Source organism: Streptomyces sp. FIT100, assembly GCF_024584805.1.
In the GTDB taxonomy this organism is placed as follows: Bacteria; Actinomycetota; Actinomycetes; order Streptomycetales; family Streptomycetaceae; genus Streptomyces.
In genome coordinates, this window is record NZ_CP075715.1 from 3,681,537 (window position 1) to 3,704,096 (window position 22,560).

Here is a 22,560-nt window from a genome sequence, read left to right on the forward strand (position 1 = left end):
GCCAGTGCATCATCGGGGGGACCGGGGGTTGCCCTCCGGACAGCACAGCCGGGGTGGGAGGTGTGTGGTGACGGCGTCATACGCGACGTACGGCGGCGCGTACGACTGTGACGTGCTGGTGATCGGTGGCGGGATCATCGGCCTGTCGACGGCGTACGCCCTGACGCGCGCCGCGCCGGGCACATCCGTGGTCGTGCTGGAGAAGGAGGCCGGCCCGGCCCACCACCAGACCGGGCGGAACAGCGGAGTGATCCACAGCGGGATCTACTACCGGCCGGGTTCGCTGAAGGCGCGCTACGCCGTGCGGGGCGCGGCGGAGATGGTGAAGTTCTGCGCGGAGTACGGGCTCGCCCATGAGGTCACCGGCAAGCTGATCGTCGCCACCGACCGCGAGGAGCTCCCGCGGCTGCACGCCCTGGTCCAGCGCGGCAGGGAGAACGGGATTCCGGTGCGCGAGCTGGGCCCGGCGCAGATCGCCGAGTACGAGCCGCGGGTCCGGGGGGTCGCGGCGATCCATGTGGGGACGACCGGCGTGTGCGACTTCGGGGCGGTCGCGGCACAGCTCGCGGAGGAGGCCGACGCCGCGGGCGCACAGATCGTGTACGGCGAGGAGGTGCGGGCCGTCGACCGGCGCCCGTTCGGCGTCGCGGTGCGCACGTCCTCCGGGCGGATCGTCCGGGCGCGGGCGCTGGTGAACTGCGCGGGGCTGCACTGCGACGAGGTGGCGCGTCTGGCGGGCGACGAGCCGGCGGTACGGATCGTCCCCTTCCGGGGGGAGTACTACGAGCTCGACCGCCCCGAGCTGGTCCGCGGCCTCGTCTATCCGGTGCCGGATCCCGCCTTCCCCTTCCTCGGGGTGCACCTCACCCGGGGCATCGAGGGCACCGTCCACGTCGGGCCGAACGCGGTGCCGGCGCTCGCCCGCGAGGGGTACGGCTGGTCCACGGTCCATCCCCGCGAGCTGGCGGCCACACTGAGCTGGCCGGGCTCCTGGCGGATCGCCCGCCGCCACTGGCGGTACGGGACGGGCGAGCTGTACCGCTCCCTGTCCAAGCGCGCCTTCACGGAGGCGGTGCGGCGGCTGCTGCCCCCGGTGGCGGAGGACGACCTGCGGCCGGTGGCGGCGGGCGTGCGGGCGCAGGCGGTGCTGCGGGACGGCACGCTCGTGGACGACTTCCTCATCCAGGAGGCCCCCCGCACGGTCCACGTACTGAACGCGCCGTCCCCTGCGGCGACGGCCTCCCTCCCCATCGGCCGCGAGGTGGCCCGAAGGGCCCTGGCCCACCTGGCCTGAGCCCGGACGGTGGCTGCGGCCCGGGACAGAGCCCCCGGGGAGCGCGGGACGCGCCGTACAATCGGGGCATTGTGTCTGAGTCCGAGAACGTCACCACCAAGGTTCCCCGCCCCAAGACCGAGCCGCGTTTCCCGGGTGGTCCCGCGGCCGATCCGGCCGGGTCCCATCACGAGCGGCGGATCCGCAGCTTCCAGCCGCGCCGCAGCCGGGTGACCGCCGGGCAGGGCGAGGCGCTGCTGCGGCTGTGGCCGACGTGGGGGCTGGACATCGACGGGCGGAGCACCCTCGATCTCGACGAGATGTTCGGCGGGCTCCCGGTCGTCCTGGAGATCGGCTTCGGCATGGGCGAGGCGACCGCCCAGATGGCGGCCGCCGACCCCCGCACCGGCATCCTCGCGGTCGACGTGCACACGCCGGGCCAGGGCAATCTGCTCGGCCTCGCCGACCGCATGGGGCTGAGCAACGTCCGGGTGGCCAACGGCGACGCGATCATCCTGCTCCGCGAGATGCTCACCCCGGACGCGCTCGACGGGCTCCGTGTGTACTTCCCGGACCCGTGGCCCAAGAAGCGCCACCACAAGCGGCGGCTGATCCAGCCCGAGTTCCTGACGCTCGCCGCGAGCCGGATGAAGCCCGGCGCGGTGCTGCACTGCGCGACCGACTGGGAGCCGTACGCCGAGCAGATGCTCGAGGTGCTCACGGCGCACCCCGGCTTCGAGAACACCCGGGAGGACGGCGGCTACGCTCCCCGTCCCGCCTTCCGCCCGCTGACCCGGTTCGAGGGCCAGGGTCTCGACAAGGGCCATCTGGTGCACGATCTTCTGTTCCGTCGCACCGCCCGCGCCGGCGACCGACCCGGCTGACCCGGCTGACCCGACCGACCCGACCGACCCGGCTGACTCGACGGCGCCGACCGCGCCGACCGCGCCGACCGCGCCGCCTGGCTGACCCGGCTGAGCCGACGGGCCGCCTCACTCGGACGCGTAACCACGTCGCGCACTGTCAGTGCGCCTCGTTAGGGTCGATGCGTGTCCCACCGGCCCATGCAGCAGCTTCCTGCGGCTCCGCACCCCGTCGTTCCGGCGTGCGGCGAACAACCGCTGTTCGACGCCGTTCCGGAGCGCACGCACTGGCGCTACAAGCCGCGCCGCGCCTTCTGGCGCAGCAAGGCCCTGCGCGTGGGGGCCGTATTCACGCTGCTCGCGCTCTGCGGGCTCGTCCTCCTCGCACTGGTGCGCGAGGAGACCGGCACCGAGGGCTTCCTCGTCGGCCTCGGCCTCGCCGTGCTGCCGGTGCCGCTGCTGATGGCGGCGTTCCGCTGGCTGGACCGGGTCGAGCCGGGCCCCTGGCGCAATCTGATCTTCGCCTTCGCCTGGGGCGCCTGCGCCGCCGCGCTCGTCGCCATCATCGCCAACTCGTTCGCGACGCAGTGGATAGCCACCGCGACGGCCGACCCGGCGTCCGCGGACACGATCGGGGCCACGGTCATCGCACCGGTGGTGGAGGAGAGCGCGAAGGCGGCCGCGATCCTGCTTCTCTTCCTCTTCCGCAGACAGGACTTCACGGGGCTCGTCGACGGCGTCGTCGTGGCCGGTTTCACCGCGACCGGCTTCGCCTTCACCGAGAACATCCTCTATCTCGGCACGGCGTTCGGCGAGGACCAGGAGTTCGGCCACTCCGGCTTCGCGTCCGTCACCGCGGCGACCTTCTTCGTACGGATCGTGATGTCGCCGTTCGCGCACCCCCTCTTCACCGTGCTGACGGGCATCGGCTTCGGCATCGCGGCGAACACACCGCACCGGCGCAGGTTCGTCAGGACCGTGCTGCCGCTGCTCGGCCTGGCGATGGCGATGGCGATGCACGCGCTGTGGAACGGCTCCGGGGTGTTCGGCCCCTGGGGCTTCTACGCGGTGTACGGGGCGTTCATGGTCCCGGCCTTCGGGCTGCTGACCTGGCTGGCGATCTGGACCCGCCAGCGCGAGCTGCGCACGGTCGCGACGCACCTGCCCGCATACGCCGCCGCGGGCTGGCTCTCCGCCGCCGAGCCGTTCGCCCTCTCCTCGATGCGGGCGCGCACGATGGCCCGTGACCTGGTGGGCCGCGCTCACGGTTCGGCAGCCGCCCGCACCGTGACCGAGTACGAGGCGTTCGCGACCTCGCTCGCCTTCCTGCGCCACCGGGCCCACCGCGGCACGGCGGGCCCGGACTTCGCCGCCCGTGAGCAGGAGCTGCTCCACCACCTCTGGCAGCGCAAGCACGTCGCGTCCCCTGCTCTCACCTACGCGGCCGGGGCGACGGGGCGGGTCCGGCTCCCGCCGCCGTATCTGGACTACGGGAGCTACAACCCGTACCGCTGGTAGCGCCCGGCCGGGCGCTACCAGCACCGGGCAGGGGTGGGTCTACGCCGACGCCGCCGTCAGCCGCGCAAGCTCGTCCTCGGCGAGCTCCAGCTCCGCGACCGCGACCAGAGCCGGCAGCTGCTCCACCGTCCGTGCGGAGGCGATGGGCGCGACGACGGTCGGCCGGGACGCGAGCCAGGCGAGGGCGACCGTCGCGACCTCCGCACCCCGGGCCGCGGCGATGTCGTCGAGCGCCGCCAGCACCCGCCGGCCGCGCTCGGTCTCCAGGTGCTGGCCGGCGCGCTGCGCCCGAGCGCTGTCGACCGCCTTCCCTTCCCGGTACTTGCCGGTGAGGAATCCGGAGGCCAGCGCGGCGTAGGGGACGGCGGCGAGGCCGGCCCTGGCGGCCGTGTCCTGGAGCTCGCCCTCGTAGGCGTCACGCGCGACCAGGTTGTAGGGCGGCTGGAGGACGGCGTAGCGGGCCAGGCCCTCGCGCTCCGAGAAGTCCAGCGATGCCTGGAGCCGCTCGGCGGAGAGGTTGGACGCGGCGATGGCGCGGACCTTTCCGTCCTTCACCAGGCGGTCGAGGGCCGTGATGATCTCTTCGACCGGTACGGAGACATCGTCGAAGTGCGTGTAGTACAGGTCGATGTGGTCGGTGCGCAGTCGGCGCAGCGAGTCCTCGGCCGCCGCCTTGATCGTGGCGGCGGAGAGCCCTTTGTGCTGCGGGTGCGCGCCGGCCTTCGTGGCGACGACGACGTCGGCGCGGTTGCCTCGCAGGGCCATCCAGTTGCCGATGACGGTCTCGGATTCGCCGCCCTCGTTGCCGGGGACCCATGCCGAGTACGCGTCGGCGGTGTCCACGAAGTTGCCTCCGGCCGCCGCGTACGCGTCGAGCACGGCGAAGGACTCCGACTCGTCGGCGGTCCAGCCGAAGACATTGCCGCCGAGGGCGAGCGGGAAGACGGACAGATCGGACGAGCCCAGCGGGCGCAGTGACGTCATGCCTGCCCAACGACTCCCTGCCCGCCGAGATTCCGGAATCCGCCCGTCCACTGCCGCCTCACGCAGCGGCCCCGACCTCAACTCCCAAGGCGCCACGAAGCCAAGGAGCCAAGGCTCCAGGGACCCGAGGGTCGGGCTCCAGTGCCCGGCGCCTCAGGGACCCAGAGACGCAAGGACCCAGGGACCAGAGGGCTGGGCAGGACCCAGCGCCTCAGGGAACCCAGGGACTCAGAGACCCAGAGACTCAGATGCTGATGCCCTTGTCCCGCAGCCACGCCGCCGGGTCGATCCCGTCGCCGCCCGCCGTGTGCACCTCCAGGTGCAGATGCGGTCCGGTGACATTGCCGGTGGCGCCGACGCGGCCGATCGTGTCGCCCGTGGTCACCGCCTGTCCGGCGGACACGGTCATCGACGACAGGTGGGCGTACCAGATCTCGGTGCCGTCCTCGAGCTCCAGCACCACGCGGTAGCCGTACGAGCCGGACCAGCCCGCGGACTTGACGGTGCCGCCGTGGACGGCCTTCGCCGGGGTGCCGGTGGGGGCCGCGAAGTCGAGGCCGGTGTGGTAGCCGGAGGACCACATGGACCCGGCCTGCCCGAACGTGGAAGTGATCGTGTACGAGGACGTCGGCAGGGAGTAGCTCGCGGCGAGCTTGGCCAGCCGCTCGGCCTCCGCCTTGCGCGCGGCCTCCTCCTCGGCCTTCCGCTTCGCCTCGGCGGCGGCCTTCTCCGCGGCGGTCTGCTGGGCTCTCGCCTCCGCCGCGGCCTTCTCGGCTGCGGCCTTCTCCGCGGCGGCCTTCGCCTCGGCCTCGGCTTCGGCCCGCTGCTGCTCGGCCTGCTGGAGAATCCGGGCGCGCAGGGCCTCGCCTGCGCCCGCCCCGCTCTGCTCGCTGCTGCTCGCGGACGCCGTGTCGGCGACGGAGAGCGCGGTCAGCGGCGCGTCGTTGCGGTCGCCGTCCTCGTCGTCGGAGTCGTCCGCCACCAGGGAGCCCACGCCGGGCAGGGACTTGGCGTCGGGGAGTTTGTCCGTGATGGTGTCGGGCAGGGAGATGGAGACCGCGGGCTTGTCCTGCGCGGTGGCCATGCCGCCGGCGCCGACCGCGGCGATGACGCCGACTCCGAGGACGGTGGAGCTCCTGGCAAGTCCGTTGCGCTGCTTGACGACGCGGTGCCTGCCGCGGACCGGGCGAACGGTCTCCTCGGTCGGGTTCCATTCCTCCGCCCCGGCGGCCGGGGCCCACGCGTCGGCGGGCATCCACTCGGTGTTGGGGGGATCTTGGAGGGCAGGCTCGTTGGACGCCACGGAGGCGTGCTCCTTTCCTTCCTTCTCGCCTACCGGGTTAGCTGACGGGTTCGGAGCAGGAAGGTCTCCTACGAGCACCGCGAAGTGCCCGATTCACCCCAATTAGTGGTTCCCCGGTTCCCTTTCGGGATTCGGCGCGTGCGCACGGTGCCGTCTCTTGCGACGGCTGGGACGACCGCGCTGCGTTATCGAACGTTAATAGACGCGGGGGTCGTATTCCAAGCCGTTCCGACTGATCGTTAACGACTTTGGCCAGGACTTATCCTTCACAAGCGGGGACAATCGGGCGAGTTGACCCCAGCTCATTCCGGCCAGTACATCTGACGGTGCATCAAATGTTATGCGGAGGGCTCTGCTTCGATTACACAGGGTCGCAAGCATGCCCTCGGGGCGGGTCACGGCACCACCGGCATCGTCCGGCGCCGCTCCGGCTGCCGGTCCCCGGGCCGGCTGACCGCCAGCAGCGCCATGTCGTCCGTCGACCGGCCGCCCGTATGGCGGCGTACGTCGGCCACCAGCGCGTCCAGCAGCTCGTCGGGGCCGGGGAAGATCCGCCCGCCCAGCCGGCCGCCCGGATCGTAGAAGGCGCCCTGCGCGTCACGGGCCTCCGTCAGTCCGTCCGTGTAGAGCAGCAGAGTGGCTCCGGACGGGAACGCGGCCTCGTCCGCGCGGTCCGGCCACGAGCCGAGGTCGCCCATGCCGAGCGGCAGCGCCCGTTCGGCCGGTTCCAGCGTCTCCAGGGCGCCGTCCCCGTACAGCACGTACGGCGGCGGATGGCCGCGGTTGACCACCCGGACGTGCCCGTCCCCGCGCGGGATCTCGGCGAGCACGGCGGTCGTGAAGCCCTCGAACGCGTCCAGCCCGGAGCGCCGTGTGCCCTCCCGCGCGAGCGCCCGGTCCAGCCGCTGCGCGACCCCCTCCAGCGAGGACTCCTGCTCCGCCGCCTCCCGGAACGCGCCCAGCACGACGGCCACCGCCTCGACCGCGTCCAGCCCCTTGCCCCGTACGTCCCCGACCACCAGCCGCACCCCTAACGGGGTGTCCTGCACGGCGAACAGGTCACCGCCGATGGACGCGTCCGCCTGCGCCGCCTCGTACCGCGCCGCGATGTGCAGCCCGCCGATCCGCTCGGCCGGCGAGGGCAGCACCGCCCGCTGGGCGGCCTCCGCGACGACCCGCGCCGAGGCCAGCTGCTCGCCGCTGCGCCGCACGACCTGGTTGATGAAGAGGGCCAGCACGGAGACCGTGAACACGGTCAGCAGCTCCGTCACCGCCGGGATCTCGCTGGTCCTCTCGTTGTACGCGTGCAGCGCGGCCACCGTCCCGACGGCGGCGACGCCCGTCATGAGCGTGTACAGCGGGGAGAAGAAGGGGGCGGCGACCAGGGGCGCGGCGGCGAAGAGGGGGGAGGCGGTGAACGAGGCGGGGGTGCCGAGGTCGAAGAAGACGCCGGCAATGATGATCAGCACGGGCAGCGCCATGACGACCCGGCGGCCACCGTCACGCCGCGGCCCTCGCTCGTCGTCGCCGCCTGCTCGCTGCCCCACCAGTGGTCTCTCCTGCCAGGTCCGCCAGGTCCCGCCCACGGCTGCGGACGGTACCCCGCCCCACTCAGGCTGGCGGCAGCCGCGCCGTGGTGCGACTCGCCGTCGGCCAACCGGGCTAGGTGGTGTCCGCGGTCACCAGGGGGCCCTCCTGGTGACCGGGCGTGAGCGGTGCGCGCCCGCCGGCTCAGTCGTCGCCGCTGCCGCTGCCGGCACCGCCGTCGGTCTCGTCGGCGAGGTTGCGTTCCGCGTACACCTTCATGGCATCACGGACGAAGACCGCTGTCCCCTCGCCGTGCCGGTCGTAGTTCGCCGTGAAGCGCGGGTCGGCGACGTACATCTCGCCGAGCCCGATGATGTACGGCTTCGTCGGCGTGACCGTCACCGACAGCCACTCGATGTGCCTCCGCGCGATCGCCTGCGCCTCCTCGCTGTCCGGCGCGAGGCCGTCCTTCCGTGCCTGGGCGAAGTCGCGGGCGATCCCGGCCTGCCGGTCCTGGAACTCCTGCTTCTCCGCGGCGCTGAGCGAGCGCCACCAGCGGTCACCCTTCTCGTACGCCTCGCGGCCCCAGCGCTCGGTGACCTCCGCCTCGTACCGGGTGTGGTCGAAGCCGTCGAAGACTTCTTCCGCCATCAGTTCCTCTCCTCTCTCCGTGCGGTCGAGAGTGGTCCGCACCGAGGCGATCTGCCGCCCGATGCGCTCCCGCTCCTGCTCCAGCAGCCTCAGATGGGTGCGCAGGGCGGCGGCCGTGTCCCGCTGTCCTTCCAGGACCTGCGCGATCGCCGGCAGGCCGAGGCCCAGCTCGCGCAGCAGCAGGATGCGCTGCAGCCGGACGAGGGCGTCCTGGTCGTAGTAGCGGTAGCCGTTGCTGCCGATCCGGCTCGGCGTGAGGAGCCCGAGCTCTCCGTAGTGCCTGAGCGCTCGGCTCGTCGTGCCGGCCTTCCTGGCGATTTCCTGGATCGACCACTCCATGACCCTCACGCTAGAACTTGACGTTGCGTAAAGGTCAAGCGAGCCGTCTGGCGAAACCGCGAGAACGGGAGAATGCGAAAATGCCGAAGGCCCGGGACCTGATCGGTCCCGGGCCTTCGGCCTTCAGTAGCGGGGACAGGATTTGAACCTGCGACCTCTGGGTTATGAGCCCAGCGAGCTACCGAGCTGCTCCACCCCGCGTCGGTAAACACCACCTTACGCCATCCGGAGCAAGATCAATTCCACTTTCGCCGCCCGGGTCGTCCAGAACGCCCGGCCACGGCCGGCGCCCGGGTCGTCCAGAACGCCCGGCCACGGGCGGCGCCCCCGCCCCAGGCCCCCACCCAGTCCCCCGGCGCGCCTACTCGGCGACCTCCGTCCGCTCCCACCACTCGTACACGGTGACCCGGCCCTCCGGGCTGTCCTCATGGCGCGTCGTGGCCTTGAAGTGCTCGTAGCCGCCGCGATGCGGAATCTTCAATTCCTGGCCAGGGGGTGTGATCGGCACGATCTGCCCCTGCAGATCGTCCGGACCACCCTCCAGGAGTGCCTTGGTAGCCATACCTCCAGTTTTCCCACCCGGGAACCACCTCGCACCTTGTACGCGATCAGAGCGCCCCGAGGAGGCAGAGGCGGTTCAGAGCCGGCCCAGGAACGCGAACAGATTGCTCCTCGTGCGCGCGATCTGCTCCTCGACCGTGAGGGACTCGATCAGGCGGCCCCCGGGCACCGCCTCCTTCTTGCCGCGCACATAGAGGGAGCAGGCCAGGTCGGTGCACATGTACGCACCGACCGAGTTGCCCTCACGGCCCGCCGGGCCCGTCCTGCGGGCCGTCATCAGCGAGACGTCGTCCCCGGGATGGGTGGTCAGACACAGCGAGCACATGCTGCGGTGCAGATATCCGCGCTGCCGGGAGGGGAAGCGGAGCGCCACACCGATGAGCCGGCCGTCCCGCTCGGCGACCAGATAGCTGCGATCGGGCGCACCCGGATCGCGCCACCCCACGAAGTCGAGATCGCTCCAGGGCCGCTCCGCGAGATCGCGGGGGACGGCGAGCCGCTTGGCCTCACCCTTCGAGCAGTTGACGAACGACGCACGGATCTCCGGCTCGGTGAGTTCCTTCATGCCGGCGACGCTACGAACCCCTAGGAGCCCCGGGCAACTGATTAAGCGTCGCGACGAGACCCTCCTCGTTCGGGACGTCATGCGTCGCGGCGTCAGGCGCCGGGGCGTCGCGGCGTCAGGCGCCGGGGCGTCGCGGCGTCAGGCGTCGCGGCGTCAGGCGTCGCGGCGTCGGAAGGCCGTCGCCGCCGCTGCCGTCTTCGCCGTGATCAAGGCGAGGAAGACCACGCCACCCGCGAGCGGGCCCAACTGGGCGCCGCTGTCCAGGAGGGCACTGCCCGCGTCCGCCGCGCCGGTCATGGCGCTGCCCGCGGTGAAGGGCAGGAACATCGCCACACGCTCCAGCAGCGACTGGCCCGAGTTGGCCAGGACCGCGCGGAGCATCGGCTCCACCACGAAGGGGACCGCCAGCAAGGTCAGCAGAGCCACGGTCTGGGAGCGGATGAGCGCGCCCAGGGCCACGCCTGCCAGGCCCCAGCCCGCGACCAGCAGCACGTGGCCGATATGGACGCGGACCAGGAGCGCCGCCGGGACCCCGCTCAGGGACTCGCCGGCCAGAACAGGGAGGGCGACGGCCCAGGCGACGGCCAGGTTGGCCAGCGCGAGCACGGCGCTGAATGCGGCGATCGACACGGCCTTGGCGCCGAAAGCGACCGACCGGCGGGGGGTCAGCGCGAGGGTGGTGCGGATCGTGCCGTACCGGTATTCATGACCCATGGCGAAGACGCCCAGTGCGCCGGCTGTCACCGGTGTCAGCGGGGACTTCGTCAACATGATCACCAGCAGCTCGGACACCGGTACGGCCTGTCCTCGGTCCGCCGACATGTCCTTGATCAGGGCCCCGAAGGCCAAGGCCAGCAACGCGGTGACCATCAGGGTGGCGGCGGCCGTCCACCAGGTGCTGCGCAGGGTCCGCAGCCGCCACCATTCGTACGCGAGCGCCGTCCTCATGCCGTCGCCTTCTCCTGTCCGGCCCGCCGGGCGTCGTAGTCGGTCTGTTCCGCCGAGGCGCGGAGGTACGCGGACTCCAGCGTGGAGGTACGGGCGACCAGTTCGTAGACGAGGATCCCGAGGGCCGCGGCGATCTCGGCGATGCGCCGCTGGGCCAGTCCGCGTACGACGACGAGCTCGGCTTCCCGCTCCAGTACCGTGCCGCCCTCCTCCGCCACCGCCTGGGCCAGCCCCTCGGCGTCGGAGGTGCGCACGAGCACTGCTTCCAGCTCGAAGGTGCGGATGAACTCGGCCTGCGGCAGGTCGGCGAGGAGCCGCCCGCGGCCGATGACCACCAGGTGGTCGGCGACCGCCTCCACCTCGGCGAGCAGGTGTGAGGAGATCAGCACGGAGTTGCCGCCGGCCGCGTACCGGGTCAGGAATTCCCGGAGCCAGTGGATGCCCTGCGGGTCGAGCCCGTTCGCGGGCTCGTCCAGGATCAGCGTGTCCGGCTCGCCCAGCAACGCCGCGGCAAGGCCCAGCCGCTGGCCCATACCCAGCGAGAAGCCCCTGGGCCGGGTGGTGGCGACCGAGCCGAGGCCCACCTGTTCCAGCACCTCGTCGGCGCGGGAGACCGGCAGTCCGGCCCCCTTCGCGAGCATCCGCAGATGGTTGACGGCCGTCCGAGCCGGGTGGAAGGAGCGTGCGTCGAGCATCGCCCCGACCCGGCGTGCGGGCCGGGCCAGTTCGCGGTACGGAACACCGTCGAAGAGGGTTTCGCCCTCACCCGCGTCGAGTCCCAGCATGAGCCGCATGGTGGTCGACTTCCCTGCGCCGTTGGGCCCGAGGAAGCCCGTCACCTTTCCCGGCTCCACGCGGAAGGACAGGTCCTCCACGACCGTCTTCCCGCCGTATCGCTTCGTGAGGCCGCGGGCCTCGATCAGTGCCATGACTCTCCAGAACGCAGATCTCGGTCCAGTACGCATTCGTCCGTCACCGTCAGGGCAGCGGGCAGCGTGTGGCTGATGAGAAGGACCAGACGGTCGGCACCCCAGAGCGAGAGCTCCCCGGCGATCTTCTCCACGCCCTCCTGGTCGATGCCGTTGAACGGCTCGTCCAGGACCGCGCAGCCGAAACTGCCGAGGGTGCAGATGACGTACCAGAGCTTGCGGGTGTTGCCGGTGGACAGCGTCTTCGCAGCGTGGTCCAGCCAGGGCCCAAGACCCAGCCGGACCGCGCGGTCCAGGCCGCCGTCGGGGGCAGCGCCGCGGCACCGTGAGGTGAAGACGATGTGGTCCCTGACCGTCATATCGGGGTAGAGGGCGGGCTGGGTACGGCAGATTCGGCGGCCGGCCCGGGCTGCCGGGCTGTTCGCGTCCAGGCCGCCCACCCGTACGGTGCCCTGCCACGGCACGAGGTACCCCGAGCAGAGCTCCACCAGGGTGGACTTGCCCGTGCCGTTGCCGCCCCTCACATGCACCAGGCCCGTTCTGCCGAAGGAGAGCGAGAGCCCGCTGAACACCGGGCTTCCCTCCACATAGCCCGCGGTCACGTCACGGATCTCAAGGGCAGGGTCCTGATGCGACGGCCGATGCACGTGATTGCTCCTCCGAAGAGACAGACGCTGTAGAAGGCGGTCAGCAGCCGCAGGGACAGGGGTTGCGCAGTGCTGCCCACGAGGGCGGGCAGGGCGAGCCCGATGGAGACGCATGCCACGAACACGCCGGGCGCGCTGGTGCCGTCCACCAGTTGTCTCGGCGCGGACGCCAGCGACTCCGCGATCAACGAGGCGGACATGACCCCGAGTCCCAGGAACGGCAGCTGCCACAGGACTGTGCCGCTCACCAGGCCGGCTGCCGCTGCCACGCCCGCGGCGAGGAGCACAGCGTGGGCGGTGTAGTACAGCGTGGCGCTCACCGCGACATGGCGGTGGGAGAGCAGGTTCTCCCAAGCGGAACGGAACTGGGGGCCGAGCGCGGTCGGCCCGCTGGTGGCCAGCACCAGCTCCACGCAGCCCAGCAGCAGGACGAAGCCAAGGGCGACCGCGGTACGCGTGACGAGCCGTTCGGCTCCGGCCGGCAGAGGTAGCAGCCCGCTGCCGGAGGCATGTACTCCGGCCAGCAGCAGGACGGCCGTCAGCAGGGCCGCGTAGGCCCGCCTGATCATCGGGTACGTACGGCTGGAAGTGAAGTGCCGGTGCACGACCGGCAGCAGCGGCAGCCGTGCGGGCCGGAAGGCCATGGCCGGCACGGTGGCGGACCGTCCGGAAGGGCGGATGGCGAACGCACTCCCGTCCAGGCGGCGGCAGTCGCGCATGCAGCTCAGCAGAGCGGCGGCGGCCAGGGTCGCACAGACCACCGTCACACCGAGGGCCAGCAGCTCGACCAGCCCCGTGCCCGTTCCCGAGCCCACGCCTCCGCCCCGGCCGCGCGCGCCCGCGGTGCCCGCGGCCCCTGGGGCGTCCAGCAGTGCCCCCGTCGCCAGACCCGTGGCGAAAACCACCAGGGCCACCGTCGCGTGCACGCCTGGCCCGGCAGCCGCTGCGGTGGAATCAGCACGCGCGGCGAGCCGGGCGGACACGGCCAGCGTGAGCGCGCACAGCACCAGCGGTACGCAGATCAGCCCTGGGGTGAGCGGACCGGCCAAGGACTCCCGGAAGACGCACAGGAAGGCCGCGTCCACAGTGAACAGTGCGGCGTGAAAGTGCACGATTCGGGCAGCGCAGTACACCAGGAAGACATCGCGGGCCCTGATGTCGAGGGCCCGGAAGAAGTGTTCGTTGGGGCTGCCGCTGACGCTGTGGCGCCGCCGGGAGAACGCCTCGCGCAGCAGATACACCCCGCCCGCGTACAGGTTGGCGAGCAGGAAGCCGCCGACCAGGACCAGGCCCGGCAGCTCGATCGTCCGGTGCAGCAGGCGCGCCCCGAGGAGGGCTGCGGCGAGCAGCACCGGCACCGTCAGGGCGGTGCCCGTGAAGCAGAACACCCGGAAGACCGGCATGGGCATGCTCCAGCCCAGCGCGTTCAGCCGCTCGAAGAGCAGGAAGTCGACGGTGTTGCGCAGGCCGGACGGGGACGTACGGGGTGAGGGCATCTCAGAAGCGATTCCTCGGCCGGTTCTCCGACGCCTCCGCACGCAGCAGGGTCACCCGCACGCACACCAGGAAGGAGACGCCGATGGACAGACCCAGCAGGACCTTCAGCGGCAAGCTCCCACCGGACGCGCCGAGGGTCGCGGCATGGCAGGCGGCCGCGAGTGGGAATGCCACCAGGGCAGCCCGGTACGAGGGTTTGCGCGGCACCAGCACGATGACCAGCGGTACGGCGGCCCCCAGCACGGCGAGGGCGGGCAGCAGCCATGCGGGTACGCCCGCCGCCCGGGACTCCTGGGCGACCAGGAAGACGGTGGACGTCGCGCCGCTGAGGGCGACAACGGCCGCGGCGGCCCATAAGACGGCCGGCTGTGACGTGGTGAAGCGCATGGAATCTCCCTCTTGCTGGGATCTCGAGAGGCTCACTGAGATCTCGACCGGCTTGCTGGGATCTCGACCGGGATCTCGCCCCTCAGATCGCGAGGGAAAGTCCCGCGAGCCCGACGGCGAAGGCATAGGTCGTGATGATCTTGCGCTGACCGAGCCCGGCCCAGTGCGTACGGAAAAGGACTGGCGCGATCGCGGCGACCAGCAGGACGTACAGGTAGTACCAACCGGTCGTCTTGGGGGAGGAGACGTCGAGCGCCGAACTGACCAGGTGCACGGGGAAGGTGCACAGCAGCGCGACGACGAAACCGAGCCCGAATCCCCGTTCCCGGCCGACCCGCCGCCGCATGGTGAGGACGTGCCGCTCCACCACGGCGGCGAGCGAGTAGAAGACAGCCAGCAGCAGCATCGACAGGAACACGGCCAGCAGCAGGCCGACGTTGACGGCCAGCGCCTCCATGCTCTTGTCCGGGACTTTGTCCGCCATATCGCTGTTCTGCAGCTGCCGGCGGACGGTCTCGTACAGGGTGGGCAGCCGCAGCAGAATGGCGGAGATCGTCAGCCCGTACGCGATGAGCCAGAAGGCCCGGCTCGTCGGTCCGGGCGTGCGGACCTTCCCCGGCCCTCCTCTCGCGCTGTTCTCCGACTCGGCGGGCTCAAGGGCCCTTGCCGGCACCGCCATAGGACTTTCCCCAATCCCCCCTCGGCTAGCGAGCGGCTATCACGACTGACTCCACCAGGGCCGCAACGAGAATGACCGCGACCGCGACGCCCAGCGTCTTGAGTGAGAGCGCGAGCGACTCCGCGTACGCCCGCAAGGGCGATCTGTCGTCCTCCGCGCTGCTGTGCAGGGCATTGGCCACGCCGGACACCACGGGCAGCATTCCGGCAGTGGCCGCGAGCAACAGCCCGAGGAATTCGAGCGGCGCGTAAAGGACGATGGAGCCCAACGCCTCCTGGAATCCCGCGGTACGAGCCGCCGCACCGAATGTGGCACCGATGTACACGGCCATCAGGCCGAGCGCCACGACGGTGGAGAATCCCGCGGTCAGCGCGCCGGAGAACAGCAGCATGGCGGCTCCCGTATTGCGCAGCACAATGGGGCCGAACGAATCGGCGAAGGAGACATCGGCCGGCCGACCACCAGGGTCCGCCCAGGCGCCGTCCCCGCCCGCCGGGTCCATGCTGGTGCAGCCCAGCACGATTCCTGTGCACAGCGCCGCCAGGGACACCGAGAACGCGATGGCGAGCATGCGCCTCGTAACGTCCCCGGCGGCCGTGCGAGTTGCCTGTGAAATGGTGATTTCCCCAGCTACTCGGTCATCGTGCCCCTAGGAGATGGCGACCTTCTTGCCCCACTGGCTGATGGCCCACTTGGCGGTCGCGACGACCGTGCCGGCGATACCGCCGGAGACCAGGGCCATCGCGGCGGCCAGGACCCAGCCGCCGACCTCGACGGCGTTGACGATCTGGGTGGCCACCGAGCTGGAGAGGCCGAACATGCCGGCGATGTACATGACGCTGATACCCGCGAAGGTCAGGCCGATGACGCTGATGAGTCCGGCGGCCGCGGTGGTGCCGGCCGTCTTCTTGGTGGCGAACGAGTTCATGACGGGCTACTCCCTTGAATCTCTTCCGAAAGGCCGCGGCCCCGGTGCACCGGCCCCATAGCGGTAGCGTCGATACGGGACCGCAAGGCCCCTTCGGGCGTTTTCGTACAGTTGCTCGGGTCGGGAACGATCATGACAAGGGGCCGGATCCGCCGGTACCCCCGAGTGACCCCTCCAGGTGGAGGCTGATCCGCCCGTTCTCCGGAACCGCGGGGTCAGCGCCTCACAGCGGCAGCACGGCCCTGACCAGGAACCCGCCATCCGCTCCGGGCGAGGCGTCCAGCCGCCCGCCCAGGCGCTCGGCACGCTCGCGGAGCCCGACCAGCCCATGGCCGCCTGCGGGGAACGCGGCGTCCTCCCGCCGGTGCGCGGCCGGGCCGTTGCGTACTTCGAGCACCAGTGACTCACGGTCCTCGGCGAGCAGCGCCGAGATGGCGACCGGGGCACCGGGCGCGTGCTTGCGTACGTTGGTGAGTGCCTCCTGAACGATCCGGTACACGGCCGTCTCGACGCCCGGCGGCCATGACCGCTCGGTCAGCGCACGCAGGTCGGTGGTGACGTCCAGTGCACTGTCGGCCGCCAGTCCCGGCAGGTCCGCCAGGTGCGGCCGACCTGCCGCGGTGGCGCCGAGGATCCCGGAGCGGCGTAACACCCCCACGGTGTCCCGCAGTTCCTCCAGCGCCCGGACACTGTGCTTCCGGATGCTCTCCACATCGGCGCGCTTGGCCGGATCGGACTCGACGGCCCGGAGCGCGCCCGCCTGCACGGCGATGATGCTCAGGTGATGGGAGACGGTGTCGTGCATGTCCCGGGCCAGCCGGGCCCGTTCGCGGATCACCGCCTGCTCGGCTCCCAGCCGCTGCTCACGCGCCTGGCTCGCCTCGAGCCGGGCGAGCTGCGCCTGGGTCTGGGCACGGGCCCTGGCCAACAGGCCGAGCGCGGTCGAGCCGACGCTCAGCAGAGCCGCCACCTCGATGGCGTTCAGCAGCTCCGTCAGGGTCTTGTCGGCGACCCCGGGCAGCGGCCAGGGGCAGACCGCGGCGGCGATCAACAGGCCGGAGGGCCAGAGGACCCGGCCCTGCGGCCGGGACGAGGCCACGGCGTACATGGTGATCACCCACGGCAGCAACAGGTACCCGGTGACCATGGCCGGCAGCGTGGCGCAGAGTGCGGTCACCGGAAGGCGCCGGCGCAGCGGCAGGGCGAGCAGGGCCGGGACACACACGGCGAGCGCGAGCGGGCCGGACTCGTCGAGTACGGTCAGCGGCTCGGCCAGCGCGCACACCACGGCCACCTGCTCGGCCGAGAGCCGGATCCGGCGGGGCAATCTCATACGGATCACGCCGTACGTCGTGTTCCTGCCGTCGCACTGCTCACCAGACCTTGCTGGTGGGCCCGGACCGCCGCCTGCACCCGGTTGGCCACGCCCAGCTTTCCGAACAGGACGCTGACGTGGTCCTTGACGGTGGTGGTGGCGATATAGAGCTCCTTGCCGATCTCGGTGTTGGACAGGCCCGCGGCGAGAAGTTCGAGCACTTGCCGCTCTCGCGCCGTGAGCTCCCCCGTGGCAGTCGCTCCCGCCAGGTCAGGACCGGACCTGGGCTGCGCGGGGATTCCCCCGACCGGCCGCGCGCCCTCGCTCGCCACGGCCGCCTCGCCCGGCCGGCCCGCCCGGTTCACGTACCCGCTGACAACGGTGCGGGCCACCCGCGGAGCGATGACACTGCCGCCCTCGGCCAACTCCCTGATGGCGTACTCCAGCTGCTCAGGAGCGGTGTCCTTGAGGAGGAAGCCCGACGCTCCGCCGTGCAGCGCCTCCGAAAGGTGCTCCTCGGCGTCGAAGGCGGTCAACATGGCGACCACCGGGGGCCGCTCCAGTGCGCGCAGGTCCGCGAGCACGCCGAGGCCGTCGCGGTCAGGCATCCTGACGTCGAGCAGGACCACGTCCGGTCTCTGCCGCTCGGCCTCGCCGACGGCCTCCTCCCCCTGGCAGACAGCCACCACACGCACACCTTCGAAGGTGCCGATGATCCGTCTGAGCCCTTCCCGGATCAGGACCTCGTCATCGACGATCATCACGCGTATGGCCGATTCGTTCATTTTCTTCCCCGTGCAGCAAACTGTGGAATCGCTTCGCCCAGGCCGAGCGCAGAGTCACGGCGCCTCACCCGGTGTCGACATCGCTACTATCCCACGGTCAAGGTGGGTCGAAGCGGACGTACTTCGCAGGTAGGTCCCTCAACGCGCGAGGCCGCCGAGGGATGGCCGAAGGACGGCCGGCGGATGTTCTGGTATCAGCCATGACAGAGGGGGCCGTACCGACGACGAAGCGCCCCAACCGGATGGAACCGATTGAGGCGCTAAGCAGCAGGTCAGAGAGGTTTTCCCTCGACCCGCAGGCGGTAGGCCGTGTGGGACTCGAACCCACAACCAACGGATTAAAAGTCCGCTGCTCTGCCAATTGAGCTAACGGCCCTCGACGAGTCATCCATGAGCATAGCCGGACGGGGGCGGTGCGCCGATCGGGTATCGCCTCACCGGCCCCGTCACGTGGCCGAAGGGCACGGCGCGGCCGTCGGCGTCCAGGCCCTCGGCGGGGCCATGGGCCTCGCCACACGGGCGTCGAGAACGAGCAGGGCCCGTACGCACCGAGGTGTCGTACGGGCCCTGCCACGGATTACGGCCGGTCAGCCGTTGCGCTTCCAGCGCGGCTTGTCGTCACGGCGGCCGCCACCGAACGAGCCGGAGCCGGAGCCCGAGCCGCGGTGGTCGTCACGGCGGCCGTACGGGCGGTCGTGGCCGCCGGAGCGGAAGCCGCCGCCCGAGGGACGGTCGTCGCGGCGGTCGCGGTTGAACGGACGGTCGCTGCCGCCGCGGTGGTCGCGACGCTCGAAGGGGCGGCCACCACGGTCGTTGTCGCGACGGTCGTCGCGACGGAAGCCGCCACGGTCGTTGCCGCCACGGTCGTTGTCACGGCGGAAGCCACCGCGGTCGTCGTCACGACGGTCGCGGTTGAACGGACGGTCGTTGTCACGACGCTCGAACGAACGGCCGCCACGGTCGTTGCCACCGCGGTCGCGGTTGAACGGACGGTCGTTGTCACGACGGTCGTCACGACGGAAACCACCGCGGTCGTTGCCACCACGGTCGTTGTCACGGCGGAAGCCACCGCGGTCGTCGTCACGACGGTCGCGGTTGAACGGACGGTCGTTGTCACGACGCTCGAACGAACGGCCGCCACGGTCGTCACGGCGCTCGCGACGGTCGAAGTTGCCCCGATCGTCACGGCGCTCGTCACGGCGCTCGTCACGGCGCTCGCGGCGCTCGTACGACGGACGCTCCTCACGGACCTCACGGGCCTCGCGGAACGCCGGGGCCTGCTCGGGTACGGCCACCTCGGCTGCCGCCGCGACCTCGGTCTCCGCCGCCTCGGTCACCTCGGCGACCGCGGCCTGCGGGTCCTCGCCACGCTCGCGCGCGGCACGGGCGACCAGGCGGTCGGCCTCCTCGCGGAGTTCGGCGGCGCGGCGCTGGACGCGCTCCAGCTCCTTGGTGAGCTGGGCGACCTCGCGCTCGGCCTGCTTGGCGGCGTTGTTCGCGGAGTCGGCCTGGACCTCGGTCAGCGAACGGGCACCGGTGATCTCGGCGACCTCCGGGTCGAAGATGCCCGCACCGCCGACGATGTGGCGCGAGGCGTCGACGCCCGCGTCCTCCATCAGACGGAAGATCTGGCGGCGCTGGTGCGGGAGCGCCAGCGAGACGACCGTGCCGGACTGGCCGGCACGGGCGGTGCGGCCCGAACGGTGCAGGTAGTCCTTGTGGTCCCCGGCCGGGTCCACGTTCAGGACGAGGTCGATGCCGTCGACGTGGATACCGCGGGCGGCGACATCGGTCGCCACCAGCGCGTTGACATAACCGTCCTTGAAGTCGGCGAGGACACGGGTGCGGGCACCCTGCGTCATGCCGCCGTGCAGCGCATCGGCCTTCACGCCCGCGTCGACGAGCTGCTCGGCGATACGGTCGGCCCCCAGCTGCGTACGGACGAAGATGATCGTGCGGCCCTTGCGGGCGGCGATCGCGGCCGTGACCGGCGCCTTGTCCTTCGGCTTCACGACGAGGACGTGGTGGGTCATGGTCGTGACGTTGCCCTGGGCGCTGTCGACCTCGTGGCTGACCGGGTTGTTCAGGTAGCGCTTGACCAGGGTGCCGATCTCGTTCTCCATGGTGGCGGAGAAGAGCATGCGCTGGCCACCCTCGGGCACCTGGTCGAGCAGCTCGGTGACCTCGGGCAGGAAGCCCAGGTCGGACATCTGGTCGGCCTCGTCGAGGACCGCGACCTGGACGTTCTCGAGGGAGCAGGCGCCACGGTTGATGATGTCGCGCAGTCGGCCCGGGGTGGCGACGAGGATGTCGACGCCGCGCTCGAGCGCGTAGATCTGGTTGCCCATGGACGTACCGCCGCAGACGACCTTGATCTTCAGGCCGAGGACGTCGCCGTAGGGCTGGAGGGCGTCCGCGACCTGCATCGCGAGCTCACGGGTCGGGGTGAGAATGACGGCGCGGGGCTTCTTCTTCTCGGTCTGGCCGCCGGCCAGCGTGGCCAGGGTCGGCAGACCGAAGGAGAGGGTCTTGCCGGAGCCGGTGCGGCCACGGCCGAGGATGTCTTTGCCGGCCAGGGCGTCCGGGATGGTCGCGGCCTGGATCGGGAACGGGACGGTGACACCGTTCTGAGCGAGCTTGCGGACGACGCCCTCGGGGAGGCCGAGGTCGCCGAAGGTCACCTCGGGGGTCGCGGGAGCCTCGTCGGCAGCCGCGGCCTCGGCCGTCTCCGCCGCGTCGACGATCTCCTCGTTCACGACCTCGTCGGTCACGATCTCGTCGTTCTCGGGCAGGACGGCACGATCAGTACTGGAAATGGACATGCGAAATGCGAAACCTTCCGGAGTCTCGGCACGCGCCCAAACTCCGTGAATTCGCAATTCGACCGCCTCAATGCGGTCAGCCACGGCTAGGGAGAGTACGCGCCACGCGGCGCGCTTCTGTGTCGGCGCCGGGCAATGGGATCAAACGATCTACCACCATACGCACCTGAACCCGCCGAAGGCAAACCGCCTCACTGCGTCGCTCGTCACACCCGCGGGGCCGCGCGGGGCCGCCCATGTCGGCGCACCCCCTCGGCCCCTCCTGCCCGGCGGCCCTTCCCGTACGGGCCTGTGCAGGCCCGCACGGGCTCATACGGGCCTATACAGGCTCATACGGGCTCATACGGGTGCCATCTGCGGCGACGCCATCGGCACCGTGTGCGCCCCCGCCCCATCGACGGCCGCCCGCATCGCGCCCATCTGGGTGTTGGCCGCCGGTGAGGCGGACGGCGGGTCGGTGGGTTCCTGGGTCGGGTCGGGATCCGGGTCGGGGCCTGGCGGGGTCGGGTCGACGGGCGGCGTCGGGTCCACCGGCGGCGTGGGGTCGACCGGCGGCGTCGGCTCGCCCGGCGGAGGCGTGGGCCCCGGCGGTACGGCGGGTCCCGCGCCCCCTCCACCGGCGACGCCGCCCTTCGGCGGCCGCGCGGACGGCGCCACGGACCCGCTCGGGCTCGCTCCGGCGCCCGCGTCCTGGCCCGCGGCCTCGCCCGCGGCCCCGCCGGAGCGGGCGGCTGCGCCCATGCCCGTGCGCTCGTGCCCGCCGACACCGCCCGGCGCGGCGCCCCCGCCGTCCGGCTCGATCCCGGCCCCGCGCTGCTGCGGGGACTTCGCGGGCGGCCCACCGCCGTCGTCGCTCACGCTCATACAGCCTGCGGAGGCCGCGACCGCCAGGGCGGTGGCGATCCATACGGCACAACGGCCGGGGGCGGACAACTGGCGCACGAGCGGCACCTCCGAGGGCACGGGACACGGGTTCTGACGCAGGTCTTCCTGCCCAACTCCCTGTGCCCCACAAGGGACACGCCCGGCGCACGCCCAGCCCGGGGCCGCGAGCGGCCAACACACCCGGCGCCACCGGCAACCAGCGGGTTTCAGGAACCGCCGGTTTCGGGAACCACGCCCGAGCCGCCGGGGTTTCAGGCTCCGCGCCCGAGCCGCCGGGCGAACGCCACGACCCGGCGGGTGAGCCACGCGCCCAGCCACACCGCCGCCAGCGCGCCGGCTACCGTTCCGGCGCCGTACGCCACTGCCTGCGCGACCTGGTGACGCTCCAGCAGCTTCACGACGTCGAGGGCGTACGTCGAGAACGTCGTGAACCCGCCCAGCACCCCGACCCCGAGGAACGGGCGCGCCAGCGGGCTCGTGACCACCTCGCGCTCGCTCACCAGCACCATCAGCACGCCGATGAGGGCACAACCGACCACATTGACGGTGAAGATCGCCCATACCGAAGGCCAGGCGAGCGACATCCCGTAGCGCGCGGACGCGCCCAGCGCCCCTCCGGCGGAAACCGCCGCGATGACGCTCCACTTGACGCCCGCCCAGGGGGCTCGCCCGACCCGCCCGGAGCCGGAGCCGGAGCCGGACCTGGTGCCCGTGCCCTGGCCCACGACGCTCACCCGTACCCGAGCGCGTGCAGCCGCTCGTCGTCGATCCCGAAGTGGTGGGCGATCTCATGGACCACCGTGATCTCGGTCTCCTCGACCACTTCCTCACGGGTCTCGCAGATCCGCAGCGTCGGACCCCGGTAGATCGTGATCCGGTCCGGCAGAACGCCGGCGTACCACTCCCCGCGGTCGGTCAGCGGAGTCCCCTCGTACAGCCCGAGCAGCTCGGGATCGTCGGCGGACGGTTCGTCCTCGACGAACACCGCGACGTTGTCCATCAGCCGCGTCAGCTCCGGCGGGATCCGGTCCAGCGCCTCGGCGACCAGTTCCTCGAACTCCTCGCGCGTCATCTCCAGCACCCGGCCATTGTCACGCACGCGCGCCCCCGACCCCCGTACGCGGGGCATAGCCCGCCGCGTACACGGGCATACG

23 protein-coding genes, 2 tRNA genes and 1 riboswitch are annotated in these 22,560 nt (G+C 71.5%); of the genes, 3 read left to right on the plus strand and 22 right to left on the minus strand.

Annotation, left to right across the window (positions count from 1 at the left end; all coding sequences use genetic code 11):
• Positions 1-64: 64 nt before the first annotated feature.
• The 3 genes from lhgO (at position 65) to KK483_RS16345 (ending at position 3,654) form a co-directional block, all read left to right on the plus strand.
• Positions 65-1,294, plus strand: coding sequence for an L-2-hydroxyglutarate oxidase (gene lhgO / locus KK483_RS16335; RefSeq protein WP_262005966.1), 1,230 nt, complete (start codon positions 65-67; stop codon positions 1,292-1,294).
• 71 nt (positions 1,295-1,365) lie between these two features.
• Complete coding sequence (gene trmB, locus KK483_RS16340; protein ID WP_262005967.1) at positions 1,366-2,157, plus strand: tRNA (guanosine(46)-N7)-methyltransferase TrmB; 792 nt, start codon at positions 1,366-1,368, stop codon at positions 2,155-2,157.
• A 180-nt stretch (positions 2,158-2,337) separates the two neighbouring features.
• Positions 2,338-3,654, plus strand: a complete 1,317-nt coding sequence (locus tag KK483_RS16345; protein ID WP_262009537.1) for a PrsW family intramembrane metalloprotease — start codon at positions 2,338-2,340, stop codon at positions 3,652-3,654.
• Between the two features lie 39 nt (positions 3,655-3,693).
• On the opposite strand, the gene KK483_RS16350 is transcribed toward KK483_RS16345, so the two are convergent.
• The 22 genes from KK483_RS16350 to KK483_RS16455 all read right to left on the minus strand — a co-directional run bounded on the left by KK483_RS16350 (position 3,694) and on the right by KK483_RS16455 (position 22,487).
• Positions 3,694-4,638, minus strand: coding sequence for an aldo/keto reductase (locus KK483_RS16350; protein WP_262005968.1), 945 nt, complete (start codon positions 4,636-4,638; stop codon positions 3,694-3,696).
• Between the two features lie 244 nt (positions 4,639-4,882).
• On the minus strand, positions 4,883-5,941 hold the full coding sequence (locus KK483_RS16355; protein WP_399014189.1) for a M23 family metallopeptidase: 1,059 nt from the start codon (positions 5,939-5,941) through the stop codon (positions 4,883-4,885).
• A gap of 11 nt (positions 5,942-5,952) precedes the next feature.
• Positions 5,953-6,088, minus strand: a riboswitch (cyclic di-AMP (ydaO/yuaA leader).
• Between the two features lie 248 nt (positions 6,089-6,336).
• Entirely contained in the window at positions 6,337-7,422 is a 1,086-nt protein-coding gene (locus KK483_RS16360; RefSeq protein WP_262009541.1) for a PP2C family protein-serine/threonine phosphatase, read from the minus strand.
• Positions 7,423-7,672: 250 nt separating this feature from the next.
• A complete protein-coding gene (locus KK483_RS16365) occupies positions 7,673-8,458 on the minus strand; it encodes a MerR family transcriptional regulator (RefSeq protein ID WP_262005969.1) in 786 nt (261 codons plus the stop codon).
• Between the two features lie 127 nt (positions 8,459-8,585).
• Positions 8,586-8,659, minus strand: a tRNA-Met gene (locus tag KK483_RS16370).
• A 160-nt stretch (positions 8,660-8,819) separates the two neighbouring features.
• Positions 8,820-9,020 (minus strand): DUF5988 family protein, encoded by a 201-nt coding sequence (locus KK483_RS16375; RefSeq protein ID WP_262005970.1) that lies wholly within the window; start codon positions 9,018-9,020, stop codon positions 8,820-8,822.
• A gap of 75 nt (positions 9,021-9,095) precedes the next feature.
• The gene (locus tag KK483_RS16380) at positions 9,096-9,584 is read right to left on the minus strand and encodes an FBP domain-containing protein (RefSeq protein WP_262005971.1); all 489 of its coding nucleotides are present in this window, start codon (positions 9,582-9,584) and stop codon (positions 9,096-9,098) included.
• A gap of 153 nt (positions 9,585-9,737) precedes the next feature.
• Complete coding sequence (locus KK483_RS16385; RefSeq protein ID WP_262005972.1) at positions 9,738-10,532, minus strand: ABC transporter permease; 795 nt, start codon at positions 10,530-10,532, stop codon at positions 9,738-9,740.
• Entirely contained in the window at positions 10,529-11,461 is a 933-nt protein-coding gene (locus KK483_RS16390; RefSeq protein ID WP_262005973.1) for an ATP-binding cassette domain-containing protein, read from the minus strand. Before KK483_RS16390 ends, KK483_RS16385 begins: the two co-directional genes overlap by 4 nt.
• The gene (locus KK483_RS16395) at positions 11,452-12,063 is read right to left on the minus strand and encodes an ATP-binding cassette domain-containing protein (protein ID WP_262005974.1); all 612 of its coding nucleotides are present in this window, start codon (positions 12,061-12,063) and stop codon (positions 11,452-11,454) included. The genes KK483_RS16390 and KK483_RS16395 overlap by 10 nt, the downstream gene beginning before the upstream one ends.
• A complete protein-coding gene (locus KK483_RS16400; protein WP_262005975.1) occupies positions 12,060-13,604 on the minus strand; it encodes a hypothetical protein in 1,545 nt (514 codons plus the stop codon). Before KK483_RS16400 ends, KK483_RS16395 begins: the two co-directional genes overlap by 4 nt.
• Before the next feature lies 1 nt (position 13,605).
• Positions 13,606-13,992: a hypothetical protein gene (locus tag KK483_RS16405; protein WP_262005976.1), complete on the minus strand. Its 387-nt coding sequence runs from the start codon at positions 13,990-13,992 to the stop codon at positions 13,606-13,608.
• Between the two features lie 82 nt (positions 13,993-14,074).
• Positions 14,075-14,671, minus strand: coding sequence for a hypothetical protein (locus KK483_RS16410; RefSeq protein WP_262005977.1), 597 nt, complete (start codon positions 14,669-14,671; stop codon positions 14,075-14,077).
• A 25-nt stretch (positions 14,672-14,696) separates the two neighbouring features.
• The gene (locus KK483_RS16415) at positions 14,697-15,242 is read right to left on the minus strand and encodes a stage II sporulation protein M (protein WP_262005978.1); all 546 of its coding nucleotides are present in this window, start codon (positions 15,240-15,242) and stop codon (positions 14,697-14,699) included.
• A 78-nt stretch (positions 15,243-15,320) separates the two neighbouring features.
• The gene (locus tag KK483_RS16420) at positions 15,321-15,599 is read right to left on the minus strand and encodes an uberolysin/carnocyclin family circular bacteriocin (protein WP_262005979.1); all 279 of its coding nucleotides are present in this window, start codon (positions 15,597-15,599) and stop codon (positions 15,321-15,323) included.
• 223 nt (positions 15,600-15,822) lie between these two features.
• The gene (locus tag KK483_RS16425; RefSeq protein ID WP_262005980.1) at positions 15,823-16,932 is read right to left on the minus strand and encodes a sensor histidine kinase; all 1,110 of its coding nucleotides are present in this window, start codon (positions 16,930-16,932) and stop codon (positions 15,823-15,825) included.
• Positions 16,933-16,937: 5 nt separating this feature from the next.
• Positions 16,938-17,699, minus strand: coding sequence for a response regulator transcription factor (locus KK483_RS16430; protein WP_262005981.1), 762 nt, complete (start codon positions 17,697-17,699; stop codon positions 16,938-16,940).
• Between the two features lie 303 nt (positions 17,700-18,002).
• Positions 18,003-18,075 (minus strand) — tRNA-Lys (locus tag KK483_RS16435).
• Between the two features lie 211 nt (positions 18,076-18,286).
• A complete protein-coding gene (locus KK483_RS16440; protein WP_262005982.1) occupies positions 18,287-20,521 on the minus strand; it encodes a DEAD/DEAH box helicase in 2,235 nt (744 codons plus the stop codon).
• A 339-nt stretch (positions 20,522-20,860) separates the two neighbouring features.
• On the minus strand, positions 20,861-21,463 hold the full coding sequence (locus tag KK483_RS16445; RefSeq protein ID WP_262005983.1) for a hypothetical protein: 603 nt from the start codon (positions 21,461-21,463) through the stop codon (positions 20,861-20,863).
• A gap of 194 nt (positions 21,464-21,657) precedes the next feature.
• On the minus strand, positions 21,658-22,131 hold the full coding sequence (gene crcB, locus KK483_RS16450) for a fluoride efflux transporter CrcB (RefSeq protein ID WP_399014193.1): 474 nt from the start codon (positions 22,129-22,131) through the stop codon (positions 21,658-21,660).
• A 5-nt stretch (positions 22,132-22,136) separates the two neighbouring features.
• Positions 22,137-22,487 (minus strand): metallopeptidase family protein, encoded by a 351-nt coding sequence (locus KK483_RS16455; RefSeq protein ID WP_242338321.1) that lies wholly within the window; start codon positions 22,485-22,487, stop codon positions 22,137-22,139.
• Positions 22,488-22,560 lie beyond the last annotated feature (73 nt).

Bases quoted from the DNA above. Each gene is read 5' to 3' on its own strand.
- KK483_RS16410 (WP_262005977.1), bottom strand. From the start codon at position 14,671: ATGGCGGTGCCGGCAAGGGCCCTTGAGCCCGCCGAGTCGGAGAACAGC.
- KK483_RS16440 (WP_262005982.1), bottom strand. From the start codon at position 20,521: ATGTCCATTTCCAGTACTGATCGTGCCGTCCTGCCCGAGAACGACGAG.
- KK483_RS16375 (WP_262005970.1), bottom strand. From the start codon at position 9,020: ATGGCTACCAAGGCACTCCTGGAGGGTGGTCCGGACGATCTGCAGGGG.
- KK483_RS16430 (WP_262005981.1), bottom strand. From the start codon at position 17,699: ATGAACGAATCGGCCATACGCGTGATGATCGTCGATGACGAGGTCCTG.
- KK483_RS16425 (WP_262005980.1), bottom strand. From the start codon at position 16,932: ATGAGATTGCCCCGCCGGATCCGGCTCTCGGCCGAGCAGGTGGCCGTG.
- KK483_RS16385 (WP_262005972.1), bottom strand. From the start codon at position 10,532: ATGAGGACGGCGCTCGCGTACGAATGGTGGCGGCTGCGGACCCTGCGC.
- KK483_RS16360 (WP_262009541.1), bottom strand. From the start codon at position 7,422: ATGGCGCTGCCCGTGCTGATCATCATTGCCGGCGTCTTCTTCGACCTC.
- KK483_RS16400 (WP_262005975.1), bottom strand. From the start codon at position 13,604: ATGCCCTCACCCCGTACGTCCCCGTCCGGCCTGCGCAACACCGTCGAC.
- KK483_RS16415 (WP_262005978.1), bottom strand. From the start codon at position 15,242: ATGCTCGCCATCGCGTTCTCGGTGTCCCTGGCGGCGCTGTGCACAGGA.
- KK483_RS16350 (WP_262005968.1), bottom strand. From the start codon at position 4,638: ATGACGTCACTGCGCCCGCTGGGCTCGTCCGATCTGTCCGTCTTCCCG.
- KK483_RS16390 (WP_262005973.1), bottom strand. From the start codon at position 11,461: ATGGCACTGATCGAGGCCCGCGGCCTCACGAAGCGATACGGCGGGAAG.
- KK483_RS16380 (WP_262005971.1), bottom strand. From the start codon at position 9,584: ATGAAGGAACTCACCGAGCCGGAGATCCGTGCGTCGTTCGTCAACTGC.
- KK483_RS16420 (WP_262005979.1), bottom strand. From the start codon at position 15,599: ATGAACTCGTTCGCCACCAAGAAGACGGCCGGCACCACCGCGGCCGCC.
- KK483_RS16365 (WP_262005969.1), bottom strand. From the start codon at position 8,458: ATGGAGTGGTCGATCCAGGAAATCGCCAGGAAGGCCGGCACGACGAGC.
- KK483_RS16345 (WP_262009537.1), top strand. From the start codon at position 2,338: ATGCAGCAGCTTCCTGCGGCTCCGCACCCCGTCGTTCCGGCGTGCGGC.
- KK483_RS16405 (WP_262005976.1), bottom strand. From the start codon at position 13,992: ATGCGCTTCACCACGTCACAGCCGGCCGTCTTATGGGCCGCCGCGGCC.